We start from the raw sequence: 23,243 nt of genomic DNA, 5'->3' as shown, positions 1-23,243 counted from the left end.
TGCCCGAAAATTGCACCCAAAGGTGAATTAAAAAAGCTTTACAAAAAACGCTGGCAGATAGAAGTCGACTTCAGAGACATAAAAACGACCATGGGTATGGAACCATTAAGCTGTCAATCGCCGGAGATGATAGAGAAGGAAATCTGGGTGTACTTTCTGTCCTACAATCTTATCCGGTTACTTATGCTGCAAGCCGCGCTGTTAGTGGATATCTTGCCTCGACAAATCAGTTTCAAACATTCTCTGCAATTATGGTTGATCTGGAGCCAAGCGGATATGACAACAGGTCATGAAAGGGATGTGAACATTCTACTCCATCTTATGGGGCAGCGTATCGTTGGCAACCGCCCAGGAAGAGTTGAGCCCAGAGCCTTAAAGCGAAGGCCAAAACCTTACGCTTTAATGCTCAGGAAAAGAGAGGAACTGCGGGCAGACATCCGGAAGAATGGTCACCCGAAAAAGCTTAAGTAAGTGCCATTCGACCCAGGATCGATTGACCGTACTCTCAGTTTCTGAACTATCGGATAGCTTTAGTTGAGCTGTACGGCCATCATCTTCTGCAGTTTGTTCTGGTAGAGAGCAATCCCCTAAATTAGCCAAAGCCTGATCAATGATTTTGCTTTGATTACTTATGAACATCCATTTACAAATGCCAGCAATTCTCAGCACACAATCCAGATAGGTATCTACAACTTTACAGCTACTCTCTGATTCCAGATTACCTATCTGACTCCTAACCGCGGGGGAAGCAAGATACTCACGGCACTTTGTGACACAGTATTCTATCTTTAAATATTTCTTAACATTCAGGGGGGAAGTATCTTCTTCACCAGATGCACTTCTGTAAAGTTGCTGTAACAAGCCTTCAATGTCCTCTGTTGATTGAAACGCTGCTGGCATAACAGGTACTACCTGGCCCTTATCGTCAGTAAAACTCCCACTCAAAACAGCATTGAGCAACGTATTAGAGGGCTTGGTATCTTTTGTAAGCAGGACGCACGTTGCTGCCTCCGCTGGATCTATGACTGAAGTTATCTGTTCTGCCATAGAGTTTCTGATGTCAATCTCAGCTCCCTTATACATGAACCGATAATCGTTGAAAGGAATATTCTGTTGGCGCAGCTGCATGAATAAATACGCGACAGGTATATTATTTGCTATCGGAAGCACCACCCCCTTTTCTGAGACAAGGGTTCGAAACGACACATTATTCAGTTGCGTGGATTCTGTCGGTAAAGTCTCCAGCTTTTCTGCACTTTCCCACACCTTCACACGCAAGGTGAGAGATTGCTCTTGATCTGCTGCATTGTGATCCAGAAAAGCTGCCAGTGTCTGGGGCGATGTTTCACCGGATATCTGTGGGGTGTGGCTACTTACAGCTCTGTCATTTACCCGAGTTGTGTTTGAGGCACCTACCTTCTGTTTCTTTACCAAAGGCATATTGAGCTCAGAGGGGGCGGAGGCACCTTCTGCAGTTGTTGGAGAACGTTTCCTGCCGCCACTAGTATGCAGACTTGTATGGCAAGCGCCTCTATCTTGTTGTCTGATCATTTAAAACTTCCCCAAAAAAACAGCTCATGTTGTTATATGACGCTTCTCCTTAACCATTGGTTTAGCCATGTTAGCCATTCTGGCTGGATAGTTCCCCGCTTCAAGTGCCCGAGCATGGACACCGAAGGTATGGTAAAGGTTTAAATACGTTGATAGTGCTCACGGGCGATACACTCACCGATCACTTTATTGTGGATCTCCTCGGAACGAGAGCAGAAAATCCTTTTCCGGTTAAGTCGTTTCAACCTGGTACGTAATGTCAGACTGCTATGTACGGGACACTGAAGGGCATAGAGAAGCTGACTCCGCATACAGGTAAAATCTATAGTATCTCACCCCCATAGTTGTACCGCTGTCGTTGTACCGCTGTCGTTGTACCGCTGTCGTATGCAAGAAGTCAGCTTTCTGGCCAAGGCGCTTAAGGCCCATCTCCCATGGCATCAAGCCCGGGTACTCTTTCTTTCGCAGTTTATTCTGGCTTTGCTCAGAGGGCGCTCAACCAACCTCTATCGTGTAGTGCTCACCCCGGCGAAAAAGATAGACAGCTTGCTGGCTGATCGGAAATTCATAGGTCGTGAATGGTTTGAATGGCTGGATCAGCAGAACATCTTATGTCGACTCCGTATCTGGGAAAATCTATCTGTTGTCGGTAACTACGGTCGCAGCATTCCTGCCGGTCGCTTCTTCCGAGAGACAGCGTTTAACCAAACGGTGATTACCGGCGCTGGGCGATAGAGACGTTGTTTGGTTGTTTGTTTGGTTGTTTGGTTGTTTGAAAAGCCGCGGTTTCGATCTTGAGTTCACCCACATGACACCCAGAGCGTATGGGCCAACTTATGGGAATACTGGTTCTCGCTTTCACGTGGTGTCTGATAACAGGCCATTGGCATTATGGTGAAGCCAGAGAGCTCCTTTTGAACAAACACGGAAGGCCTGCAAAAAGCCTCTTCAGGTTGGGCTTAGCAAAGGGTGTACAGCATTCATCAACATGTTCAACCCCTGTTGTGTTTTTGTTAACTGTTTTTTAGAAGAGTTGCGCGGACTCTATTTAAGAACAATTCTCCTATCAATGATTATTTAAAATAAATCTGAACTTATTCAGCAGGCTGAATATTCTGATTGCCACACCGGCCTGCCAGTTCACCATGTTTATCCTGAGCTTCCTGATAAAATTCCAACAACTCATCATGCTCCCAGGTTTGATCTTCTGAAGGCTTATATTGATACCCTGAAAACACTTTACACATATCCTTGATAAATACTGAGTCAGTCTCGGCTTTAGACCAATAACGACTAATGACTATTACCTTCATTCTCAGATCTCGATCATTCGTTGCCCGCCATAGCAGTTCCGTTTTGGCTTCCTGGGTTTCCCGGCCGCCTTTTCGCATTATTTCAGCCAGCAACATCTCATTGTCATTCATTTGGTTCGGGCATAACACCCGCAACCAATCGTGGTCGTCAGGCGAAGACTGATACAAATCCACAAGTGTATGCGCTGAATAGGGTTGGTTAAAGCCAGGTATTTCAAATCCTTTGATTTTACTCAACAAACACGAAGGGTATCGCATTTTCCGATCCTGGTAGATAATTCGCAAATACCGTTGAATCAAGCGGATCTTTTCCGATGACTCCTCGCAGTGATTGATTTTTAATAAAAAGGTATCCTTAAAGTTTTTCTGTACGCCTCTTTCTTTTGAAGAGAGCTGTTTCAACCATCCTTCATCACTTAATTCTTGATAATCTGTAAACACCGTTTCACCTGAGGATTTTTGCTGATAAACCTGTTTAATAAGTTCAGGGGTCCAGCACCGCCCTTCCTTGGTCTTGATACCATGATCATTTAAACGTTGACTAAAATGGTAGCGAAACTGATTATCAGGCATAGTGCTCACTGCCTTGCTGTCCACAATAACCTGTGGCAATAAATCTAAATTCCCGGCAATCCGTTTGGTCAGTTCCGCTTGCACATTCTTAGTGTCTACTGATTGTGTCCTCAGCATATTCAGCAGTTCATCATCTGTCGCTAACAAAACCGGGTAAACCGGCTTTAACCAGTCAATGTTCTCATCATCTTTGAACAAGCTAACAACGGATTCAGCCGTATAAGGCTCATTGATTCCTTCAATTCCTCCCAACCCCTTTATTTTTTTTAGTAAACAAGGATACTCTTTCCCCTGAGGACAGGCGTCTATTGTCGCTTTCAGATAAGCCTTCAGTTTACACTTTTTCTCAACAGGATCCTGAGTTTCAATTATTCCTTTTCTCTGATTCTTTCCAAACGCTATCTTTACACCAAGTTTCGTTGCCATTCCCTCAAGCCGCTCACTTTCTGTTAACTTATCAACAGGCAGCATCTGGAGAGCGTCTGCAGGGTAACGCTCTCTTATAAACTCAACTAAATGTTCCTCAGTTGCCTCAACAAATTTCTTATTAAGGGGAATGCAGATACCGCCTTTTACAAAACTTTCACTGACTTGCTTGAGAGGGTGTCTGCCACTGTCTAAAAGCCTCTTTTTGAGAATCGCAAGAATAGCGTTTACAAATCGACATTTTGCCAGCATAAATACCAGATTGATGGAGCTAACGGTGCCTGCCGTTTTATACTCGTTTATCGCCACAGCAACTGCGCTTTCATCTCTAACAACATTGCCAAAGTATTGAGTATGGTTAATCAGATCAAATATCGTCCATTCTGGCTGGTTATTTTTCCGTGCATTTGGCATGCGGCACCTTGCTAAACGACTTATCAGGAGATGGCTGTCGAAGTTGGGTTTACTCAGCTCATTCCGTAGATATTTCTGGAGCAAGGATTGATGGATATAGCTTTCAGGCTCTGCTCTCAACTTATCTGCCAACCAGTGCAGAGGGAAGTGGCCGCTCCCACTCTCGGGGTCAAACAAATTAATATGAATACAGAAGTCCGTCAGTGAATTCAGGGTCAATGGCTGCCCGTTTACCATTTCAATTGAAGCTTCGTTCAATGAAGACAATATGCCAGTATGAAAGCAAGACAAGAAGTTTTCTTTCATCTTCAAAGCCCGTGTTTTCAAATAAGCACTCAACGCCACGGAGTTTGTTTTAGCTTGCTTTAATACTTTTGATGTTCCTACAGTATTTTCCATTAACTCGCAAAAAAACGATTCTTCAGGTGTGAATTCACAATGCACCGACCACTTGCTTTCAAGATCTTTTGCCCTGAGATGGAAAAATGTCAGGGAGTCTTCAATCAATTCAAAATGAGAACGCATCGAGTCACAATCTTCAATAAGCGCCCTGGTAACCTGTTCTGCCTGCTCCCCATCCACAGCGGTATCAAAAGGCTGCACAAATGACGTACTGTATCGGGAAGGTTCATCGGTTCCGGTGTGATAACACCAGAGCAGCTCCTGGCCATCAATAATGTCACGCCGAGCGACCATTCTCTGACTGATGGGACACTCTTTCAGGTTAAACCTGACACCGTGTTGTCGGTCAATGCCCTGAACGTAGTTTGTTTTAATATGAATATTGGCCGCTTGTCGGGTCACAGAGTCATTGGAAAACAAGGCGAGATTTTCTGGTCGGGTGCCTACTTCCACCCGGCACTCTCCTCCCTGAACTGTCGTCCATAAATTCACAGAGGACCATACGACATCGGGACTCTGACTCAGACCATGTATTCGACCATTATCGTATAACCACTCCATATATTTTTTATTCTCGCGTTCAATCCTTAAAGCAAGACAACCTTCTACCGACAGGATTTTTTCGCCTTTTATAAAAGCAATACCACCTGCTTCCTTTGCTCTGGCAAAAGCGCCAAGACCGGCACCATCTCGCACTTTTATCTCACTGCCTCTTACTTCCACACACCCCAGAGCAGGCTCTCTCCTTTGGCGTTTCGCTTTGGGAGAATCCGATGACAGATCAGATCGCCAGCGATTTTTCCGGGTCGAGCGCCGAACTTTAGTTTCTGGCGGAGAAACCAACGCAGCAGACGTGGAGGGGGTTGACGAAATCACTGCCGCCTCGCCACAAGATCTGGAAATTTGCTACAGCTTTCTTGATAAAAGCTTTCAGCACTCTGCTTATTCCATTCCTTTGTATCGGGAGGTGGGAACTTATGTCTCTTATACTGCTTTGCTACTTCGCTAAAGAAGCATGCATCCTTCATTGTCGAAAGAGTGCGACTGATAAGGATCACTTTCATTCTCAGATCAACATCAGTAACAGCCCGGCGCATCAATTCCGCTTTAGCCTGCCTGGATTTTTCACCCCTCGTTCTGAGTTCATTCATTAGCTCATCATCTGTCCAAAAATCAGTTGAGAGCCCTTTTAACTGCTCCAAATCTTCAGGGTAGTCTTTAAAAAGAGTGGCCAGAGTTCCTGAGTCATAGGGTTTAGGGAGTTCTGGTATATCGTCACAATGATTCAGTCTGGCCAGTAAGTCAGAGAGGTACTCGATAGAATCACTTTTATAGGTGGTTCGCATGTATCTCCGAACCCAATCCAGCTTATCCACATCACTTTCGGCGTTTTTTATGCCTGACAGGAAGTACTCCCCAAAAGTTTTTGTTGAACATTTGCCGTAGGATCGCTGTAAGAACCAGTCGTCATCACTCAAGGTTGAAAAAGCGATCACATCAGGGTCAGAGCAATGCTTCGTATAGATCGCTCGTACCGCTTCCGGAGTCCAGGCCTCACCACTTTCAGGATTAATAGAGTGATTGTTAAAGTTTTTACTCATCTCCCAAAAATAACTTTTATTATCCGAATGCCATACTTTTTTGAACCCAATAATAATTTTAGGCAACAAGCTTCGATCTTTACTTAATCGCTTCATTAACTCTGCTTGGACGGCTCTTACAGGACCTTCAGGATTATCCAGCTTATTCAACAACTCTTCATTTTCAGCCAAACGAATCGGATAAACGACTTTCAACCAACTAATATCTTCATCCCCTTGAAACAGGCTAACTACAGAGTCTGCGGTGTATTGTTCTTCACCATCATTAATGTCAAGCTCTGCCAGGCTTTTTCTCAATCTGTTCTGCATTTGCTCTGGGCTGGCGCTGGTAGTCACCATGGCTTTCAAAAATGCCTTAAGTTTTCTCTTCTTTTCCACCGGGTCAGTCGTGCTTCTTATTTCCTCTCGCTGTTGAGTTGCAAACGCAACCCTAGCACCCGTATCTACTTCCATGCTTTGAAGAATCTCAGCTTCAGAACGTTGTGTATGTGGCAGCATTTGAAGAGCTTCATCGGCACTGAAATGCTCCCTTATAAAACTTGATACGTTTTCTGGTGACGATTCTACAAATTCCCGATTGACTGGAACGTAAATTTCATTTCTTTTTAAACAGTCACTAACTCTTTTAAATTCATATTTTCTTCCATGAAGCAGATTTCTTTCCAGAATCGCTTTAATTGCCTCAACGACCCGAAACTTTGCCAGCAAATAAACCTGAGGGATTATTTTATACTCCGACGGATTTTTATAAACAGCTATAACCTCGCTAATAGCCTTCCCCCCCCTGATGATGTTGCCAAAATAGCCAGTAAAATTGATAAGGTCCAAGGTGTCCCACTCCGGCTTATGTCTTTTTAAGGGATTTGGCATTTTGTTTCTTATTAAGGCATTAATCAGAGTGACAGCATTGAAATTTGGCCGACTTATAACACGGAACAGCCTTCTTCGCAGAAGGGAGTGGTAGGTGAAATTTTCAGGCTCACACTGTAGTTTTTCTGAAATCCAATAGAGTGGGAAATACCCTTGACCTTCCTCAAGATTAAAAATGCTTTTGTCGACACAAAAATCAATCAGTGCCGAAACAGTGGCTGGTTTTCCATTTATTGTTGAGACACCTGCGTCAGTTAAGCGATTTAGTTCTTTAGGAAAAGTTTCGCCAAAACGCCAGCCTAACTTTTCTGCTCGCCATTTGAGAAAAGCACTCAGGGCAAAAGAGTTGCTACTTGCTTCTTTCAGTACAGAATCAACTCCGGAAAAAGTTTCCAGATGACAGCTGAATTTCAATTCTTCAGGAGTAAACTCACAAGGGTCGGCAACGTCTGACAGCAGGCTCCTCGCCCTAAGCTGAAAAAACATCTGCTGATCCTCAATGATTTCAATATCTGATTCTGCATTCTCAATCAACGACTGGGTAATCTGTATCACAGCCTCAGCATCAGTCTCTGCGTTGAACGGTTCAACATAGTCCATAGCATATCTCGACTGATTATCTGGCCCATTGTGATAACACCAGAGCAGCTCTTCACGATCCTGAATATCACGCTTGGCCACCATTTCCAGACGAATCGGGTAACTTTTCATGTTCAACCGAACATCCGATTTTTGATCAAGGTCTTTAGGATAGATTGTCCGGATTTTCATATTGGCCTGCCTCGGAGTCACTGAGTCGTTGGCGTAGATGGTCAAATTTTCCGGCCTGATACCTACCTCAACAGACTTCTGTTTTCCTTCAACATTGACCGATAAATTAAGAGAGGACCATATAACATCTGGGCTTTTATCCATGCCGTAAATCCGGCCACCATCATATAGCCACTCCATATGCCTGCCATTATCTCGAACAACTCTCACGGCAAGTGGGCCTTCGACTGGCAAAATCCGTTCACCCTTTACGAAGGCAATAGTACCCGCTTCTTTTGCCTTGCCGAAAATCCCCATCCCTGCAGAATCAGTGCCTTGTATCTCACTTCCTCTGACTTCTACACTGCCCAGCCCAAGAGCAACTTTTTGGCGTTTAAGTTTTGGAGCTGGCGATTGCGATTGCGATTGCGATTGCGACTCTGAGTGCATCCGCTTTGCCAGCATTCGAACAGATCGGCGTATTCCGGACTGGAAAACAGAAGTCGATGAAAAATCTTCAGATAGAGAGAGATTATCTGTAAAGCCACGGGTCAGCGCACCAGAGGTTTCTGTCGGTTGCGGGACAACCCCAGCGAATGTGTTTGCTTCACGTATCATCAGGAAAGGCTGCCGATTGGGTGATTGTCATTTTTGACAACCTTCGACGAGTCGGGTTCTGCACCTGACAGAAGGGCTGATCAGAATGTACAAAGATATTGACAGCAGGGTTATTTGAGAGGGACGTAAGCCAACACACTCAGGTCAGATAAACGTCAATCAGCTCAGCTGAGGGTCGAGAATGCTGTCTTCTTCACCAGCTCTTCAGCGCACCTGATTGGGTGTAAACTCAGGAAAGCGGCACAAAAACAAACCGAGAAGGTTGGGCTTGGACAAGCTTCGCCGGACACTGAAAAATATGGGTTCATATGCTGATGGCCTTAGGTTTTACGACCTGCTGAAAGTTGTCCCGTACATAGAGTAAAAAATATATAGTTTAACCTTCGCTTTTCTGTAAAGCGCACGGCCTATTAGGGGCAATCCAATAAAAATCATTCGCTAACTGCTTGTTTTTACAATAGTACGTTGTTTGTCCTATCTTGAATGCCGGAGATGATGCACGTACTCTTTGCGCCCCGAAATTTCACCCTCCCGTGGCAGCAAGTTTATGACAAAGATTGAAACAATTCTGGGCACTCTGCCCGAGGCTGTTTCTCACACCTTTGGCCAGGGCAAACCGGCCAACTATATTCCGGCACTGGCTGAAGTGTGCGGAAATAAATTTGGCATGGCTATCAGCACTGCAAAGGGCCGTGACTTTATTGTTGGCGACGCAGAAGAAGCCTTCTCAATCCAGAGTATTTCCAAGGTTTTCAGTCTCAGTCTGGCAATGCACTACGCTGGCGAAAAAGTATTTGAGCGGGTTGGGGTAGAACCATCCGGCAACCCTTTTCATTCCCTGTCCCAGCTGGAATATGAAAACGGCATCCCAAGAAATCCGTTTATCAATGCTGGCGCTCTGGTGGTTGCCGATATCCTGCTTTCCAACCTGAATTCTCCCAAGCAGGATTTTCTGGATCATATCCGTAGCATTTCCAAAAACCTGGATATTCAGTATGACGAACGCGTATTCCGCTCTGAATACGACAATGGCCAGAGGAATGCAGCACTGGCTTATTACCTGAAGAGTTTTGACAATATTAAAAATCCTATTGCTCAGGTTCTGGATTTTTATTTTTACCTCTGTTCCCTGAATATGAGCTGTCTGGATCTGGCAAGAGCCAGCCGTTTTCTTGCCGATGACGGTCGCCACCCCTTTAAAGATAAATCCGTGGTATCTCCTCTTCAAACCCGTCGCATAAACACGTTAATGATGACCTGCGGTACTTACGATGAAGCGGGCGAATTTGCCTTCCACGTAGGCCTTCCCTGCAAGAGTGGCGTTGGTGGCGGCATTGTGGCTATTGTTCCCGGAAAGATGTCTTTGTGTGTCTGGAGCCCGGAGTTAGGTAAAAAAGGTAACTCCCTTCCCGGTATGCAGGCCCTTAAGACATTTGTGGAACAAACCGGCCTCGCGGTCTTTTAATCTCTTCTGATTTGGTTACACACTAGTAACACTTGCGTCATTCTGGCTGACATTCCAGCCCTTCGGGGTGGCGCATTCGGTTTTCTTTTCCAATACTGGATACCTCGCAGCCACATGGCTGCCCCGTATCCGGGTATTCTTTAAAAGCGTGCAATAACGACAACACAGCAACGCTCCGCCCGGATCTCATCCACTGGACAGGAGTACGCCATGGATAAGAAAAACCGACAGTTACCCACCCTGATACAGTCCTTTCTGGTACTTGGTACCTTTCTGACAATGGCCTGCAGTTTTACCACCGTGTTTGGCTTACCGGTTTTACTGGCACTGTTTTTTGGCTGGTTTCTGGTTATCGCTCTTGGCCTGAAACTGGGGTATCGCTACCGAGAACTCGAAGAAGCCGCCGCCTTTGGTATTTTTGAGGGGATGCCCGCACTTCTTATTCTTTTTGCCGTGGGCGCGATGATCGGCAGCTGGATTGCCGGTGGGATTGTGCCGGGCATTATTTATTACGGGCTGGCGACAATTCACCCCAGTTTCTTTCTGCCCACAACTCTTTTCATTTGTTCTCTAACCGCTCTGGCGACAGGAACCTCCTGGGGAGCGGCCGGAACAACAGGTATTGCCATGATGGGCATCGGCGAAGGCCTTGGCATACCAGCTCCTCTTACTGCGGGAGCGGTGTTGTCTGGTGTTTACTTTGGCGACAAACTTTCCCCCCTTTCCGACAGTGTTCTGCTGGCTTCATCCATGGCCGGGGTTGAAATCAGAGCCCATATAAAAGGTCTCCTACCCATTAGCCTGAGTGCTTATCTGATTACAGCAATCCTGTTCACCTGCGCCAGCCTTTCCTTTCAGGGGCAAGGAAATCTTGAACATATCAATATGATTATGACTGCCCTGGATAATACCTTTTATATAACCCCAATAGCGTTTCTTCCGCCATTAATGGTGATGCTTTTACTGGCCTTTCGCCAACCCGCTTTTCCGGTTATTTCATTTGGCAGTTTTCTGGGAATTGTCACCGCCATTTTCCTGCAAGGCTCTGATGTTGCTTCGGCCATTACCAGCATATGGGAGCTTCCGGCATTAAGTTCAGGAATCGACTTTATCGACAGCTTACTGAGCCGTGGCGGCATGCTTTCTATTATGCCTTCCGTAGCCATGATCACCTTTGGACTGGGCTTTGGCAGTTTGCTGGTAAAAGTAGGCATCGTAAAACTGTTAGCCAGAAAAATGGAGCAGTTCGTTACCAATGAAGCCCGCCTTACTGGCTGCACAATTCTAACGGCATTCTTAGGCAACCTTCTGGGCAGTGCCATGTATGTTTCCCTGATTCTGGCCCCCAAACTGATGACAGCGACCAGCGATGCATTGGGTGCCGATCGACGACTTCTGTCACGTAATACGGAGTTCGGTGGCACACTCACCTCGGGCATGGTGCCTTGGAGTGATAACGGAACATTTATGGCGGGAATTCTGGGAGTCAGCACATTGAGCTATCTACCATTTATGTGGCTGTCATGGATATCTATTGCGTTGGCGCTGGGGGTTTCTTGCGTCAGAACCTGGCAGGGGAAGACAACAACATTCAGTGAGGATGGGCAAATCTCCCATCTCACAACAAACTCTTTGCTAACAAAAGACACCACCCATTAAAGGTGGTGTCTTTCCAAAACTAATCGGGATCACACGCCCACTCTGTTCTGATTCCAGCCTGCGTTATCGAGATGGTATCAAGGGTATTATCAACCGGAACAGCTCGAAGAGTATACGCGCTAGCTGTCACATTACCGTTAAACCCAATATTGTAACGAGCCGTACCTGTTTCAGGGCTACTCGTCCGAATAACACTTGCGCCATCGGCATTCGCCCCAACATAACTCCCATTGTTTCTAGCCCGAAATCGTTCCAGAGAGTTTACCGATACCATCAAGGCACCTTTGGCATCTTCACAACCGGTTCTCAACACATAATTCTGATAGCTTGGGTAAGCAATGGCTGCCAAAATACCGATAATGGCAACCACAATCATCAGTTCAATTAAAGTGAACCCTGATGTTCTACAGGTTCCGGCATTATTGGATTGATTAAAAATACCCATCATACTTCTTCATCCATCCAGTAGGTTTTTTTCACCGAACCTTCACAATCCAGCTTGGTAACATTAAGTCCATGAATAACAACCGGAACTCTATCACAGGAGCCAAAGGCTGATGGTGGCGTTGTGTTCCCACCTTCTGCAGAAGGTGGGTTCAAAATGACAAGATCATCAGTATTAATCATCATGGTCGTCCCACCACTCACAATACCTGTATTATTAATTTCGGCGTTAGTTTCCCCTTCAAGCTGCCCTCGACCATTAGCCACGTCTACCGAATAGAGTCTGTTAATCCCTATAACCGGGTTACAAGAATCAGCGGCCAACTCTGGTTCATAACTGTTAAAAGTAAGAATTCCTGCGAAAATACTGGCATCAGAAAGCACCTTCTCACCATCACGGGTCATGTTGATATAAAAACCGTCATGGAGGACGTTTGTTCTTACTCCTTCAGAATTAACAGCAACCAAATCAAGTCTGTTTTGAGCCTGAGCTCTTTGTTGATCTGAAGCTGAATTACTATCCAGAGGGTTCGTTGTTATATTGTAGAGATCACTATCCGTTAACGGCGTATAACTGCTATCTCTTTGTGTAATATGTGCAGTTTTAAGAACGTAGAATCGATCAGTAATTACTTCATCTATCGGGTTTGCTCTAAACCCGGAGCCAATTGCTACAGTTAACAACGCTTTGCCATTTTGATCAATAAGCGCAACTGATGGTTTATTGTAAAAACGACGCGCATGTTCCGTACTGTTGGCCGTCGACAAACGGGCCATAACCCCTAAATTACCACCACTTCCTGCTCCCTGAAGCAAGTTATTCGCTGACGCCCCATGGTTGAAATACAACCGCCATACCTGACCACCAACATCGCCAACAAAGAGCTGGTCAGGAAACCCATCCTGATTTAAATCCAATAACTGAATTTCGCCAGGGATGCTGTAATCCATGCCTGGCAAATTCAAGTTATGGTTGTCATCATTACTGGCGGACCAAACTAAACTCCCGTCGGTGGCATCCACAATGTAAATAGCATTACCAATGTCATCGGCTGTTCTTTCATTAGCATCATCCTGATCCGGGTCATAACCTCCACCAAAGATTAATACTTCTTTCACTGATTCTGTCGTATTGTTACCACTTCCACTCGACACCCTGATTTTAGTTTTTACTGGCGTTGACCACGTTTGTCCAAGCTTTGCAAAATCACCACTCCCTCCAGAAATTTTCCACAACAATTTAGGAGAACCAGCTGTAACAATTCCATCATCACTCACCAGCCCTGGGTTAGTCACATCAAGGGCATAATAATTACGCCCTCCACGGCGCATACCTATATAGAGATAAACATGATCATCATTTTTCCCTGCCGTTTCAATAACACCATTAGCATTTTCATCCTTACGCCATATTGTAGGAGTGCCATCCAAACCATAGGGACGTACATTATTAGCAACCGGATCAATGCTGTAGGTATTAAGGTTACCCAGAAGATCACTGGGAATATAAGAAAAGGTCTCAACACCTGTGGCGGTAGAAACAGCGTGAAGATAACCCTGATTGGTGCCAAAGAAAAGCCAAGCATCATCAGTATCGACACAGCCATTAGCCGGATCATTATCCACATACCTATTGCCATCGCTATTAGGGCGACAGTTATACGTTGCCAACGCTGGCTGTGAATGAAGAGGGTCACCAATCGCCCGACGGTTGTTTCCATCTTCATCCAGGCCGCGAGCCCAATTAATCACATTGGTTCTTTCTGTAGAGCTGGCAACACCAAGAATATCGTTGGTAATCAGGCTATTACTGGTATTAACAGGACTAGTCGTTAATGTAAAAACGCCATCACCAGCGCCTAAATCAGTATAAACATTTCGGCTATTTGGTAAATTCCTTGCAGCCCCCCCTTCGCCGGTCGTGTTACCATCGGCTGCAACTCCACTGGGCAACCAAAAACTTCTTGCTGCATTTACAAAAAAACCAGTTTCAGGGTTAACGGCTTCGATGGGGTTAGGGGAATTATCAACTATTTTGAATTCATCATCAGAGTGGTCGTATGCAAGCTGATAACGCTTAACATTTCCCGCCCAGTCCGTTCTTGCATTTGGCTTAAATAATGCGTAGTAGATCTCATTCTTGTGCTCAAGTTGATTAAACTGGTTAACAGTCGCCGCAGGCGCTACAAAAGTAGAATCAGTATCAGCGACCTCTAAATAAAAACGTTCGAATGCATCCACAAGCTCATCTGCACTGGCTGCTGCTCGAAACTGCCCGCCCCCCGCAGAGGCAACATTCCGTAAAAAAGCATTAGCTGTTTCATCGGCACCAAAACCGACTGTGTAAGTGTTAATAGGGTTATCTCCATTAACAGAGGCACCCACTGCATCAGAGTTAGCCATCCATCGAGCAAGTAAAGGCCCACAATCATAACTATTTGAGCAATCTTCACCTGTTATATTTTCAGTATCCGTGACTGCACTTGAGCTATATCCTGGTTGTCCATCTGAAAGGAGGAAAATATAATTTTTCTGGCAGCTGTACTGTGCCGGGGAATTTGAACCTGAAAAATAATTTTTAGCGCTCACCATCTGAGCAACTGTTGGTGTTCCTCCTTTAGCCTCCATACTATTTACATATTCTTTAATTTGATCACGAACCCTATAGGTTGTCGTCAGTGATGTTCCACTGTAATTAATTGTTAATTTGGCACTGTTCACAGGACTTGTGTCATGTGCATAAAATCGGAACAAGTTTCGGTGGGTGTTACTTTCATCTATACCATCATTGGGATTTAAATCTAACTTATTAAATAAAACCGTTAATGCATTACCTGACACCCAACCAGGCCTGGACAAAACATCAGCTATAACATCTTTAATATCGGGGCTTCGGTAAGTCGTACCTAAAACATGTGAGGAAGACACTTCCCAAAGTGCGCTTTCTTCGACTGTAGGCCAAAGATTAATCGGGTTATTTCCATCAAGCGATTCATTTGAATCATCAGCAGCATGAGCTTTTATTTCCACCTTGAAATTTGGTGCACTATAAACAGTACTTGATGCTGTTATATCTACATAAGCAGATTCAATGACTGCTCCATCCGGAATATCAATATTTCTGAAACGCATTCCGGTTATTATATTATCAAGAGCCAAATGTGCCCTATCAGAACGAATAGTGCCCATAATAGTACTTTTAGCATCATCGGCTGCACTACCTACATGCTTAACAAATGTTCCCCCATCAACGGGAACAGTAGATGCACTTAAAATATCGTCAATACCATCCACATCGTAATAGATATTCGGCGAGCTATTACTGGTTGAATTATTTTGATGCAATCGACTCAATCCAACATTCATATTCGCTGCACTATCAATAATTCTTGCAAATGCGCCCTTCAACGAGTCAATTCGTGTTGGTGGAGTAAAAAAATAATCACTTGTACTTCTTCCATTAAAATCCCAGTCCATTGAACCTGAATTATCCAAAAGAAAAAGCACATTAGGATGAGCATCCCCAATTGTTGTTGGGGGTGGGAAAAAAATATCTGTGTCGTCAGCCAAGGAATGAGTAGAGCTAGTAAATGAAGCAAGCCCCAACAATACTGATACACATATTCTCTTCCTGTTTTTATTTTTCATAATTACATCCCTGACTAATCTATTAACGGCACTAATACAGAAACACCCTGACTATGGGATGAACTGCTTTCACCTACATCTAAAACACCATCACTATCATGATCAATCCAGGACGTCACATTGGTATTATAATTTCGATAAACAAACTCACTGTGCCCGAACGCCAATGATATAGAATGCTGTGACAGCGATCCGTTACTTGTTATACCGCTGGCTGTTGTAGCGGCGATATTTTCTTGTGAAGATTGAGCTTCGGCGGCTATCAAGGCTGCAGCATAAGCTGCGCCCAGCTTATTCTCACTACCTTGAAACAACCTCATTCCTTCCTGAAAATTAGCGGACATCCGTTCTTGCATTGTGGTTGAACGGATACTGCCAATCGCAACGACCGTTATCACTAAAAGAAGCACAATCGACATTATTAATGCGACGCCTTTTTGTTGAAGGCCAGTATTTACCAACATCATGTCACCTTTAAATCGCTTGAATTCACTGAGCAGTATTACGTCGTGTTGCAACACTACTGAAGGCTCTGGAAACAGCATCATCATCTGCTGAACCAGCAACCTGAAGGCTAATCAAATAACTATCCACCGTTGTATTTTGATTAACCAGAGTGAAACCGCCTGCAGCCACATTTTCAACCAGCTCCTCAGCATTCGATGGATTGAGAGAAAGAGTCTGCATAAACAACGAGCGATTTCCTCTTCCAGAATCAGCTACGTAATACGTCCGAGAAGTTAACGTGTATAAATTGGATTCCCCACGATAATCACCAATTACGGCATTCGACAGAGTGAAAGAAGTAGAACCCGCACTAATAGCAGGCGTGTTGATTATTTCCTGAGTTAAACAATTACTTATGACAATCTGTGTACCTTGAGTAATCGCAGGTAAAACCTGATCAGCCGCTGATAACGTCACGGTACGCCCCGTATCATCCATAGTAACGCCAAAGCTATTGGCGTCTGGAAAAGGCCTAAGATAGGAAACAGAAAATGACGTGGATGCAGCGTCGACTCCAGCATTTGGAAGAAAATCAGCTTCACCAGGAATAATAATTCCATCATTTAAAGCGCGCAGAGAGGTTACACTCGTACCTACAGCTTCAGCGATATTACACCCACGATAACCTGCTTTCCTCACGTCATCCTGAATTCGTTTCAGGATAATTCTTCCTGCTTCCTGTACACGACTGGCTTCATTAACAACTGTTTGAGTCTGCATACTGTCCACAAACAGAGTGGCGATCCCTAGTGTTAGAATTAATCCGATAGTCATCGCAACCATCAACTCAACCAGAGAAAAGCCTTTCACAGCACCCATCTGATTTTTCATAATTCAATACTCATTGCCAAGCTATTTTGCAAGGTTCCATTCACTTGAGTAGCACTATCAGACTCTGTCCAGGTAACAGTAATGGTCATAGGATTTACTGTGCAATCAAGCACAGCATTTGCAGTTGGCACTCCTCCTCTCAGAGTACCTAACCATTGAACATAATTTGCATGTGTTGTATCACAGAAGTCTGCTGCATTTGCAGCATCACTCCGCATACGCTCAACCAAATCCATTGTTATAATAGAAGCTTGGGTGCGGTGTTCAGCACTGAGGTTGGATTGAAGGCTATAAGCCTGCATTCCAAGCATCCCTAGTATTCCGATGGAAAGCACAACCAGAGCGACAAGAACTTCAATTAATGTAAATCCATTTTTTTTAACAGTTGTCATTGCTAACACCCCCGAGACTGGCCTAAAGCGTTAGTGCAAACGCTGGCAGTTGACCCTGCTCCACTGTACCCGGATTTGGATACGCTATAGGTAACGCTTCCGCCAGATATTGAGCCATCCCCTTGAAATGTAATTGTCGATCCTCCGATATTTATTCCATCACGAATACCGGTGATTGACTGAATGACATTCCCTCCTTGCAAGACTATTATCCCCGCACTCATGTCTGCAGGGGTTGCACTACAACTCGTGCCATTGGTACTGGCACACACTTGCACATCAGCCTTTCTTGTCACAGCTTCACTACGCGCATACTGAAGCAGGGAAATTAATTCATTCGTCTGACTGCTAATAGAATTGCGCTGAATAAAACCATCCATGCTGGGGTAGGCCATCACAGATATAATCCCGACAATAGCGATAACTATTATCATTTCAATGAGCGTAAATCCCGAATCACGCACTAACATACATTCCCTCGAACAGCGTAATTTATTATTTTTAACAATCCTTCGGAAGTGCACGATCACTGTCAAATAGTCATGGACAAAAGGTTACATAAACCGACATGCGGTATTTATCGCGTTTCAAAATCTTTTACGTGCTCCTCCAGCTCAGCTTCACCCGCCATTTGAGCCATTTGAGTACATTCAGAAGAAAGGCTGTTAAAGGCATAGGGCAAGGGGGGGTTCTTCGGATCAGGAGTCGTTCCCGCAATACATGTAAGCTCAACTTCAATAGTTCTACGTTCAAGTTTTCTAACAATAAAAAATGAAACGATCATGGCCATCAAGGCAAAAACAATGCCTCCTGCAGCCTGCCCCAGATAGACTCCGTAAGCTCCATCCCAACCAGACAAAGGGTATTGTGCCAATTGTCGCCTTTCCCAAATTATTAAAAGATGCGTTGGCAACAAATAAACAACCGTTGAAAACAAAACAGAAAGAGAGATAAGTACAGAAAAAGCGCAATAATGATTCTGCGTTACCCTAAAGATTAAAGATATTCACCAACCAACTTTGCAGTGCAAACACCACCAGAGACACCCCATCAGCACATAAACGACAGAAAACCAGTAAGCATCCTTCAAAGCCTGTCGAACCCGCCCCAACAATCCAGCCCCAACGTTCCATCTCGTGACCCCATCGCCCGGGATATCAGGGCTCCCGCGGCGGTAGAGAACCCAATCCCCAGAGAGGACGTAATAAACAACATTGTTCCGGCATAGCCAACAGCCGCTGCCAGGTGCTTTCCCCCCAACGGGCTCAGGAAAAACAGATCCAGCATATCCACAACAAACAGAGCCGTTAACCCGACAACCCCACTGAAGCTCATTACAACAATATGTTTCATGGGAGAGCCATGAACAGAGCGAGCGTGGGGCATGAAAATCACCACCAGCGAAAGAAAAGAACTCTGAAGGATAGACATCTCTCTCCGTAAACTGGTGGTATAATCGCCACCAAATTTCCCCTGCATATATTTATCATGACCAATGACACCATCTCCGAAGTATCCGGCAGTGATAATGCCGATGCTTCAAACCTTCATGTAAAAATCGGCCACTGGAATACTCTGAAAATCATCAGGGAAAAAGGGTTCGGCGTTTACCTGGAAGGTGGACAGTACGTCGACATTCTTCTGCCAAAGCGCTACGTCCCTAAGGGCAGTCAAATCGGAGATCTTCTGGATGTTTTTATCTACCTGGACTCTAACGACGACGTTATTGCAACAACCGACAAACCCAAGGCCAAACTTGGTGAGTTTGCCTGCTTGAAAGCGGAAGAAGTGAATCAGGTTGGCGCTTTTCTGGACTGGGGACTGCCAAAACAGTTGCTGGTTCCTTTCAGCGAACAGAAGGTGCGTATGCGCCAGGGCCAGTACTATGTTGTTTATCTCTATCAGGAGGATCGTAACTGGCGTATTGTTGCTTCCTCCAAGATCGACAAGTACCTGGACAGTCGCCCTCCCAGCTATGACTCTGGCGAAGAAGTTTCCCTGATGATTACTGATCGTACCGATATCGGTTATATGGCGATCATCAACAATCACTATCAAGGGGTCATTTTCCATAACGATATTCACCAGCCTGTACGCATGGGGCAAAAGCTGAAGGGGTATATCAAGCGGGTTCGTCCAGATCAGAAAATCGACCTGTGCCTGCAGAATCCCAAAAGCTACAAGTCAGCAGGGGATTTCAGCGACCAGATTATTGAAAAACTGAAAGAGCATGATGGCTTCCTGCCCATTCATGACAAAAGTACTCCTGAAGAAATCAGCAAGTACTTCAAAACCAGCAAACGGGTTTTCAAAATGGCTATTGGTGGGCTCTATAAAAGCCGCCAGATTGTGATAGAAAAAGATGGTATCCGGTTAGCTGACTAGCCTTCTACAAACTCACTGTACAATACACGGAGAACTCTATGCTCTACCTGCGCACTTTTGGTGTCGTCCTGATGGCGGCAATGCTTTCCTTCACTGTTCAGGCTGCGCCAGTGCCAGCCACCAACCCTGTGGTGGTTATGGATACCAGCATGGGAAAAATTGAAATTGCGTTGAATCAGGAAAAAGCGCCCATTACCGTTAAAAACTTTCTTGATTACACCAATAGTGGTTTTTACAACGACACGATTTTTCACCGTGTGATCAAAGGCTTTATGATTCAGGGCGGTGGTTTCAACAAGGATATGAGTCAGAAAGCGACTCGCGACCCCATCAGTAATGAATCGACTAACGGTTTGAGCAATCGTCGCGGAACCATTGCCATGGCGCGCACAAATGTACCAGACAGCGCAACCAGTCAGTTCTTTATCAATCTGGTAGACAACAACTTTCTGGATGGCAGCAATTCCAAACCAGGCTATGCCGTGTTTGGTAAAGTCATTTCCGGTATGGATGTTGTCGACAAGATTTCCGATGTCAGAACAGGCCAACGGGGTATGCACGGAGATGTTCCGAAGGAATCCGTGATTATTAAAAGCGTATCGGTAAAGAAAGCGAAAGCTGCTGAGAAGAAGTAACGCGTTTCATTTATATCCCTGCCACGCAGGCAGGGGTATAGAAATATTCTTAAGAGGCAAACTGGTGTGGGTTTTTCCCCACAACATCCTTATAGAAATCCTGGATCTTTTTCAGATCTTCCTCAAAATCCCCAGTTGGAACAAAGGCATTATTAATGCCGCCCACCTTGCGTTTAAAATCCAGAAAACCCATATAGATTGGCACGCCAGCTCCGTGAGCCACATGGTAAAATCCGCTCTTCCATTTTCTTGTTTTGCCACGGGTTCCTTCGGGCGGGATGGTAACAACCAGATCCTTACAGCGGTTGTATTCATCAACCAGTTGCTGCACCAAACCGGTTTTCTGGCTGCGATCCACAGGTATTCCACCCAACCATCTCATGATTGGCCCCATAGGCCCTTTGAACAGAGATTCCTTGCCCATCCAAAACAGTTTCACATTCAACCGGAAGGCTACGGCCAGCGTTACCGGAAAATCCCAATTACTGGTGTGAGGGGCGGCAATCAAAACATATTTACGGGCTTCAGGAATTCCACCCTCCACCTTCCAACCCGCAAGTTTCAATCCAATCCAGCTTACAAAATGGAAGAAGTGGTGAACTACTGGAGTATCAAAAACCGTACGTCTCATTCGTTATTTCTTTATTAGGCAAATCGAGAGTTGCGCATTGTACAATGCGCATCGTGCAAAATATTGTGACTTTTGGTAACAGAGGCTTACATTCCCTTATCAGACTCTAAAAACCACTGTTCTATCAGCCAGAGTCTGTCCTGGCCCCAGCAGGAACGCCCTTCACCATAGGTAAAGCTTGGCACCCCCCAAAGACCCGCCTGATAAAGTTCCTGCCGATGAACTTCAGCCCACTGTCGCCAGTCGTCTTTTTGCAACCAGGGTTTGGCCTCATTCCAATCCAACCCTGCTTTATTAACAATCAACTGCAAGCCTCTTTCGGTGTCTGAGTGCACACCCGAAGCATTCACAGCTCTGGCATAAGCGAGCAATAGCTCCGTTCCTTTCCCCAACTTTCGGGCAAAATCAAAAAGCGCATAGCAGTTTTCAACACCAACACCTAATGGGTCCGCCACTCGACCATAATCAATTCCCAGCTTTCTAGCTTCACGGCAAGTATCACGGAAGATGTACATCTTCTTTTGAGATGGTACCGGTACACCACGCATCACCATGGGTAACACAGGTCGAATATCCAAAGGCACCTGATAGTGATCCGTAAGCGCGATCACTCGCACAAGGGCAAGATAGGAATAAGGGCTTCTCATAGAGAAATAAAACACCAGCGTTTGATCAGGATTCACTACATCGCTGGCTGAACCTTTATAACCTCTAGACGTTGTTAGATTGAAACGCACTGTTTCGGCCGGATTCTTCTGACACCCAACAGCCAGCAACCTGCGCTCAAGATGATCTAACCGATCAATCCCCCAGAACCACTCACCTTCAAACCAGAGCATCGCGGCCAGATAGTGCCCAAGCTGACTTCTTCGCTTTTCACCTTCACTGATGCTGGTGTCGATCTCAGGAATCTGGGTGGGCGAAGGGGATTCAAGGCCATACAATTTCGCTAATGCCTTTGCATCTTTAACCGCATTCTGATCCCAAAGCTCAAGCTCAGGAAACATTTCAGTTTTTTGCTGGTTCACTTCCCAGATTTTCAGGGTAATGTTGAACCGCTGCTGCAGGCCTGAAAGAACCTGTGCAACAAGTTGACTATACGGGTCACTTCGATCGAGGAAGACCTCTACGACAGGTATCGCTCTTTTCATGGTTCGCGGCATACCATAGAGCGTGTGAAGAATGTTATTAAACCCTGTTGATGACAACAAAGATGCGCCATAAGGCTGGATATGTTTGCGCAGTTGAAACACAGTCATGTCCTGTTTTTATTTTTCCTGATAATGCCAGACATAGTCGGCAATATCTGTGGCCGAAGACACTCTAATCTGTTACCCAGAGATAAAAAGTCACCTTTATGTTCCGGAAAGTAGCATTTGTGAAGTTACAGCCACACCAATAACAACCTTGTCATCCGTCTGTCACAGCTTGGTAACAGAAGCGTTCGATACTCCCCAACTCATAAAACAGCGCTGCCTTCCTGCATTTAGAGGTACCTCCTTGAGGCTGCAGAAAAATTGGCACAGCGCATGCTTTATGTAATTGCTGTTTTGAGTGAAGGCTTTGTTGCTACCCGTCAAAAAAAACAGCTCACAAAGGGAATAGTCTACTCCCGCCACTTGCAGTGAATCATCTTCACTTCGTGTTGAAGCAGTGGCAGGCATGTAGCTTCGGTAATGGACTACTGCTTTCGGAGCAGTTATGAGCAAGCCAAAAATCAGTCATATGATCGCTTATCTCCAGCGTATTGGAGTTAAACTTCCAAGCCTTGACCCTGTGCGGGTTGAAGCTGAGTACTTTCGAAAGATTTATAAAGTACTCCCCAGAGAGCAAATTATGAAAAAACCAGAAGCCCCGCCGGGTAAAAAGCGCAAACTCTCGTCTCATCGTGTTCGCAATGCCTGAGCTGATTTAACAACTAAGCCGTAACTCGTTTGCGGCCTAGTCTTCTATAACCCTCACTGATTACTGCTTTTTAGCTGCCCGTTTTTTGACCTCAGCCTTCAGCAACACAACCATTTTTACACAATGAACCAGCAAAGCTGACTTCCAGTTCATTTTGCCCTGTAAAAATCATTCAGCAGACTTCATAACGGCCGAAGGTCTTACTTATCTGAGAGTTCTCTCG

At 45.1% G+C, this 23,243-nt stretch carries 20 protein-coding genes and 1 pseudogene; 7 read left to right on the top strand and 14 right to left on the bottom strand.

Annotation, left to right across the window (positions count from 1 at the left end; translation table 11 throughout):
• Positions 1–471, top strand: a 471-nt coding sequence (locus QMA35_RS02900) for a transposase (protein WP_281645626.1), incomplete at its 5' end; no start/stop codon positions are given.
• Here QMA35_RS02900 and QMA35_RS02895 read toward each other — a convergent pair.
• Both QMA35_RS02895 and QMA35_RS02890 read right to left on the bottom strand, forming a co-directional pair.
• On the bottom strand, positions 400–1,551 hold the full coding sequence (locus tag QMA35_RS02895; protein ID WP_281645625.1) for a hypothetical protein: 1,152 nt from the start codon (positions 1,549–1,551) through the stop codon (positions 400–402). The two genes, QMA35_RS02900 and QMA35_RS02895, sit on opposite strands and share 72 nt — an antisense overlap.
• 140 nt (positions 1,552–1,691) lie before the next feature.
• Positions 1,692–1,820 (bottom strand): annotated as a pseudogene (locus QMA35_RS02890) (IS1 family transposase); the annotation flags it as partial.
• 118 nt (positions 1,821–1,938) lie between these two features.
• Here QMA35_RS02890 and QMA35_RS02885 point away from each other — a divergent pair.
• Entirely contained in the window at positions 1,939–2,286 is a 348-nt protein-coding gene (locus QMA35_RS02885) for a hypothetical protein (RefSeq protein ID WP_281645624.1), read from the top strand.
• Between the two features lie 359 nt (positions 2,287–2,645).
• On the opposite strand, the gene QMA35_RS02880 is transcribed toward QMA35_RS02885, so the two are convergent.
• Together QMA35_RS02880 and QMA35_RS02875 are read right to left on the bottom strand one after the other, a co-directional pair.
• On the bottom strand, positions 2,646–5,555 hold the full coding sequence (locus QMA35_RS02880) for a hypothetical protein (RefSeq protein WP_281645623.1): 2,910 nt from the start codon (positions 5,553–5,555) through the stop codon (positions 2,646–2,648).
• A complete protein-coding gene (locus QMA35_RS02875) occupies positions 5,552–7,750 on the bottom strand; it encodes a hypothetical protein (protein ID WP_281645622.1) in 2,199 nt (732 codons plus the stop codon). The genes QMA35_RS02880 and QMA35_RS02875 overlap by 4 nt, the downstream gene beginning before the upstream one ends.
• Before the next feature lie 1,315 nt (positions 7,751–9,065).
• Between QMA35_RS02875 and QMA35_RS02870 the strand changes: the two genes are divergently transcribed.
• Positions 9,066–9,983 (top strand): glutaminase, encoded by a 918-nt coding sequence (locus tag QMA35_RS02870; protein ID WP_281645621.1) that lies wholly within the window; start codon positions 9,066–9,068, stop codon positions 9,981–9,983.
• Between the two features lie 210 nt (positions 9,984–10,193).
• A complete protein-coding gene (gene nhaC, locus QMA35_RS02865) occupies positions 10,194–11,642 on the top strand; it encodes a Na+/H+ antiporter NhaC (RefSeq protein ID WP_281645620.1) in 1,449 nt (482 codons plus the stop codon).
• Positions 11,643–11,661: 19 nt separating this feature from the next.
• Here nhaC and QMA35_RS02860 read toward each other — a convergent pair whose 3' ends face one another.
• The 8 genes from QMA35_RS02860 to QMA35_RS02820 all read right to left on the bottom strand — a co-directional run bounded on the left by QMA35_RS02860 (position 11,662) and on the right by QMA35_RS02820 (position 18,895).
• Positions 11,662–12,087 carry a type IV pilin protein gene (locus tag QMA35_RS02860; RefSeq protein WP_348650925.1) on the bottom strand — a complete coding sequence of 142 codons (426 nt, stop codon included), beginning with the start codon at positions 12,085–12,087 and terminating at the stop codon, positions 11,662–11,664.
• A complete protein-coding gene (locus tag QMA35_RS02850) occupies positions 12,087–15,734 on the bottom strand; it encodes a PilC/PilY family type IV pilus protein (RefSeq protein WP_281645619.1) in 3,648 nt (1,215 codons plus the stop codon). The genes QMA35_RS02860 and QMA35_RS02850 overlap by 1 nt, the downstream gene beginning before the upstream one ends.
• A gap of 14 nt (positions 15,735–15,748) precedes the next feature.
• On the bottom strand, positions 15,749–16,285 hold the full coding sequence (locus QMA35_RS02845; RefSeq protein ID WP_281645618.1) for a PilX N-terminal domain-containing pilus assembly protein: 537 nt from the start codon (positions 16,283–16,285) through the stop codon (positions 15,749–15,751).
• A complete protein-coding gene (locus tag QMA35_RS02840; protein WP_281645617.1) occupies positions 16,224–17,072 on the bottom strand; it encodes a prepilin-type N-terminal cleavage/methylation domain-containing protein in 849 nt (282 codons plus the stop codon). The genes QMA35_RS02845 and QMA35_RS02840 overlap by 62 nt, the downstream gene beginning before the upstream one ends.
• Positions 17,069–17,464 (bottom strand): type IV pilus modification protein PilV, encoded by a 396-nt coding sequence (pilV, locus tag QMA35_RS02835; RefSeq protein WP_281645616.1) that lies wholly within the window; start codon positions 17,462–17,464, stop codon positions 17,069–17,071. Before pilV ends, QMA35_RS02840 begins: the two co-directional genes overlap by 4 nt.
• A gap of 2 nt (positions 17,465–17,466) precedes the next feature.
• Positions 17,467–17,934 (bottom strand): GspH/FimT family pseudopilin, encoded by a 468-nt coding sequence (locus QMA35_RS02830; protein WP_281645615.1) that lies wholly within the window; start codon positions 17,932–17,934, stop codon positions 17,467–17,469.
• Between the two features lie 107 nt (positions 17,935–18,041).
• Positions 18,042–18,338: a hypothetical protein gene (locus QMA35_RS02825; protein WP_281645614.1), complete on the bottom strand. Its 297-nt coding sequence runs from the start codon at positions 18,336–18,338 to the stop codon at positions 18,042–18,044.
• Between the two features lie 212 nt (positions 18,339–18,550).
• Positions 18,551–18,895, bottom strand: a complete 345-nt coding sequence (locus QMA35_RS02820; RefSeq protein WP_281645613.1) for a hypothetical protein — start codon at positions 18,893–18,895, stop codon at positions 18,551–18,553.
• Positions 18,896–18,952: 57 nt separating this feature from the next.
• Between QMA35_RS02820 and QMA35_RS02815 the strand changes: the two genes are divergently transcribed.
• Positions 18,953–19,849 (top strand): S1-like domain-containing RNA-binding protein, encoded by an 897-nt coding sequence (locus tag QMA35_RS02815; protein ID WP_281645612.1) that lies wholly within the window; start codon positions 18,953–18,955, stop codon positions 19,847–19,849.
• A 71-nt stretch (positions 19,850–19,920) separates the two neighbouring features.
• The gene (locus tag QMA35_RS02810) at positions 19,921–20,484 is read left to right on the top strand and encodes a peptidylprolyl isomerase (protein ID WP_348650924.1); all 564 of its coding nucleotides are present in this window, start codon (positions 19,921–19,923) and stop codon (positions 20,482–20,484) included.
• Positions 20,485–20,533: 49 nt separating this feature from the next.
• Here QMA35_RS02810 and QMA35_RS02805 read toward each other — a convergent pair whose 3' ends face one another.
• On the bottom strand, positions 20,534–21,115 hold the full coding sequence (locus QMA35_RS02805; protein ID WP_281645611.1) for a lysophospholipid acyltransferase family protein: 582 nt from the start codon (positions 21,113–21,115) through the stop codon (positions 20,534–20,536).
• 86 nt (positions 21,116–21,201) lie between these two features.
• Positions 21,202–22,368 carry a DsbA family protein gene (locus tag QMA35_RS02800; RefSeq protein WP_281645610.1) on the bottom strand — a complete coding sequence of 389 codons (1,167 nt, stop codon included), beginning with the start codon at positions 22,366–22,368 and terminating at the stop codon, positions 21,202–21,204.
• Between the two features lie 448 nt (positions 22,369–22,816).
• Here QMA35_RS02800 and QMA35_RS02795 point away from each other — a divergent pair, with 448 nt between their 5' ends.
• Positions 22,817–23,020 carry a hypothetical protein gene (locus QMA35_RS02795; RefSeq protein WP_281645609.1) on the top strand — a complete coding sequence of 68 codons (204 nt, stop codon included), beginning with the start codon at positions 22,817–22,819 and terminating at the stop codon, positions 23,018–23,020.
• Positions 23,021–23,243: the final 223 nt, after the last annotated feature.

This window comes from Parendozoicomonas sp. Alg238-R29 (assembly GCF_947331445.1).
Taxonomy (GTDB): domain Bacteria; phylum Pseudomonadota; class Gammaproteobacteria; order Pseudomonadales; family Endozoicomonadaceae; genus Sansalvadorimonas.
This window is presented reverse-complemented; position numbering and strand designations above follow the sequence as displayed.

Coding starts and splice junctions, on each gene's coding strand:
- QMA35_RS02895 (WP_281645625.1), bottom strand. CDS start 1,551: ATGATCAGACAACAAGATAGAGGCGCTTGCCATACAAGTCTGCATACT.
- QMA35_RS02885 (WP_281645624.1), top strand. CDS start 1,939: ATGCAAGAAGTCAGCTTTCTGGCCAAGGCGCTTAAGGCCCATCTCCCA.
- QMA35_RS02875 (WP_281645622.1), bottom strand. CDS start 7,750: ATGGACTATGTTGAACCGTTCAACGCAGAGACTGATGCTGAGGCTGTG.
- QMA35_RS02870 (WP_281645621.1), top strand. CDS start 9,066: ATGACAAAGATTGAAACAATTCTGGGCACTCTGCCCGAGGCTGTTTCT.
- nhaC (WP_281645620.1), top strand. CDS start 10,194: ATGGATAAGAAAAACCGACAGTTACCCACCCTGATACAGTCCTTTCTG.
- QMA35_RS02860 (WP_348650925.1), bottom strand. CDS start 12,087: ATGGGTATTTTTAATCAATCCAATAATGCCGGAACCTGTAGAACATCA.
- QMA35_RS02850 (WP_281645619.1), bottom strand. CDS start 15,734: ATGAAAAATAAAAACAGGAAGAGAATATGTGTATCAGTATTGTTGGGG.
- QMA35_RS02845 (WP_281645618.1), bottom strand. CDS start 16,285: ATGATGATGCTGTTTCCAGAGCCTTCAGTAGTGTTGCAACACGACGTA.
- QMA35_RS02840 (WP_281645617.1), bottom strand. CDS start 17,072: ATGAAAAATCAGATGGGTGCTGTGAAAGGCTTTTCTCTGGTTGAGTTG.
- pilV (WP_281645616.1), bottom strand. CDS start 17,464: ATGACAACTGTTAAAAAAAATGGATTTACATTAATTGAAGTTCTTGTC.
- QMA35_RS02830 (WP_281645615.1), bottom strand. CDS start 17,934: ATGTTAGTGCGTGATTCGGGATTTACGCTCATTGAAATGATAATAGTT.
- QMA35_RS02820 (WP_281645613.1), bottom strand. CDS start 18,895: ATGTCTATCCTTCAGAGTTCTTTTCTTTCGCTGGTGGTGATTTTCATG.
- QMA35_RS02815 (WP_281645612.1), top strand. CDS start 18,953: ATGACCAATGACACCATCTCCGAAGTATCCGGCAGTGATAATGCCGAT.
- QMA35_RS02810 (WP_348650924.1), top strand. CDS start 19,921: ATGGCGGCAATGCTTTCCTTCACTGTTCAGGCTGCGCCAGTGCCAGCC.
- QMA35_RS02805 (WP_281645611.1), bottom strand. CDS start 21,115: ATGAGACGTACGGTTTTTGATACTCCAGTAGTTCACCACTTCTTCCAT.
- QMA35_RS02795 (WP_281645609.1), top strand. CDS start 22,817: ATGAGCAAGCCAAAAATCAGTCATATGATCGCTTATCTCCAGCGTATT.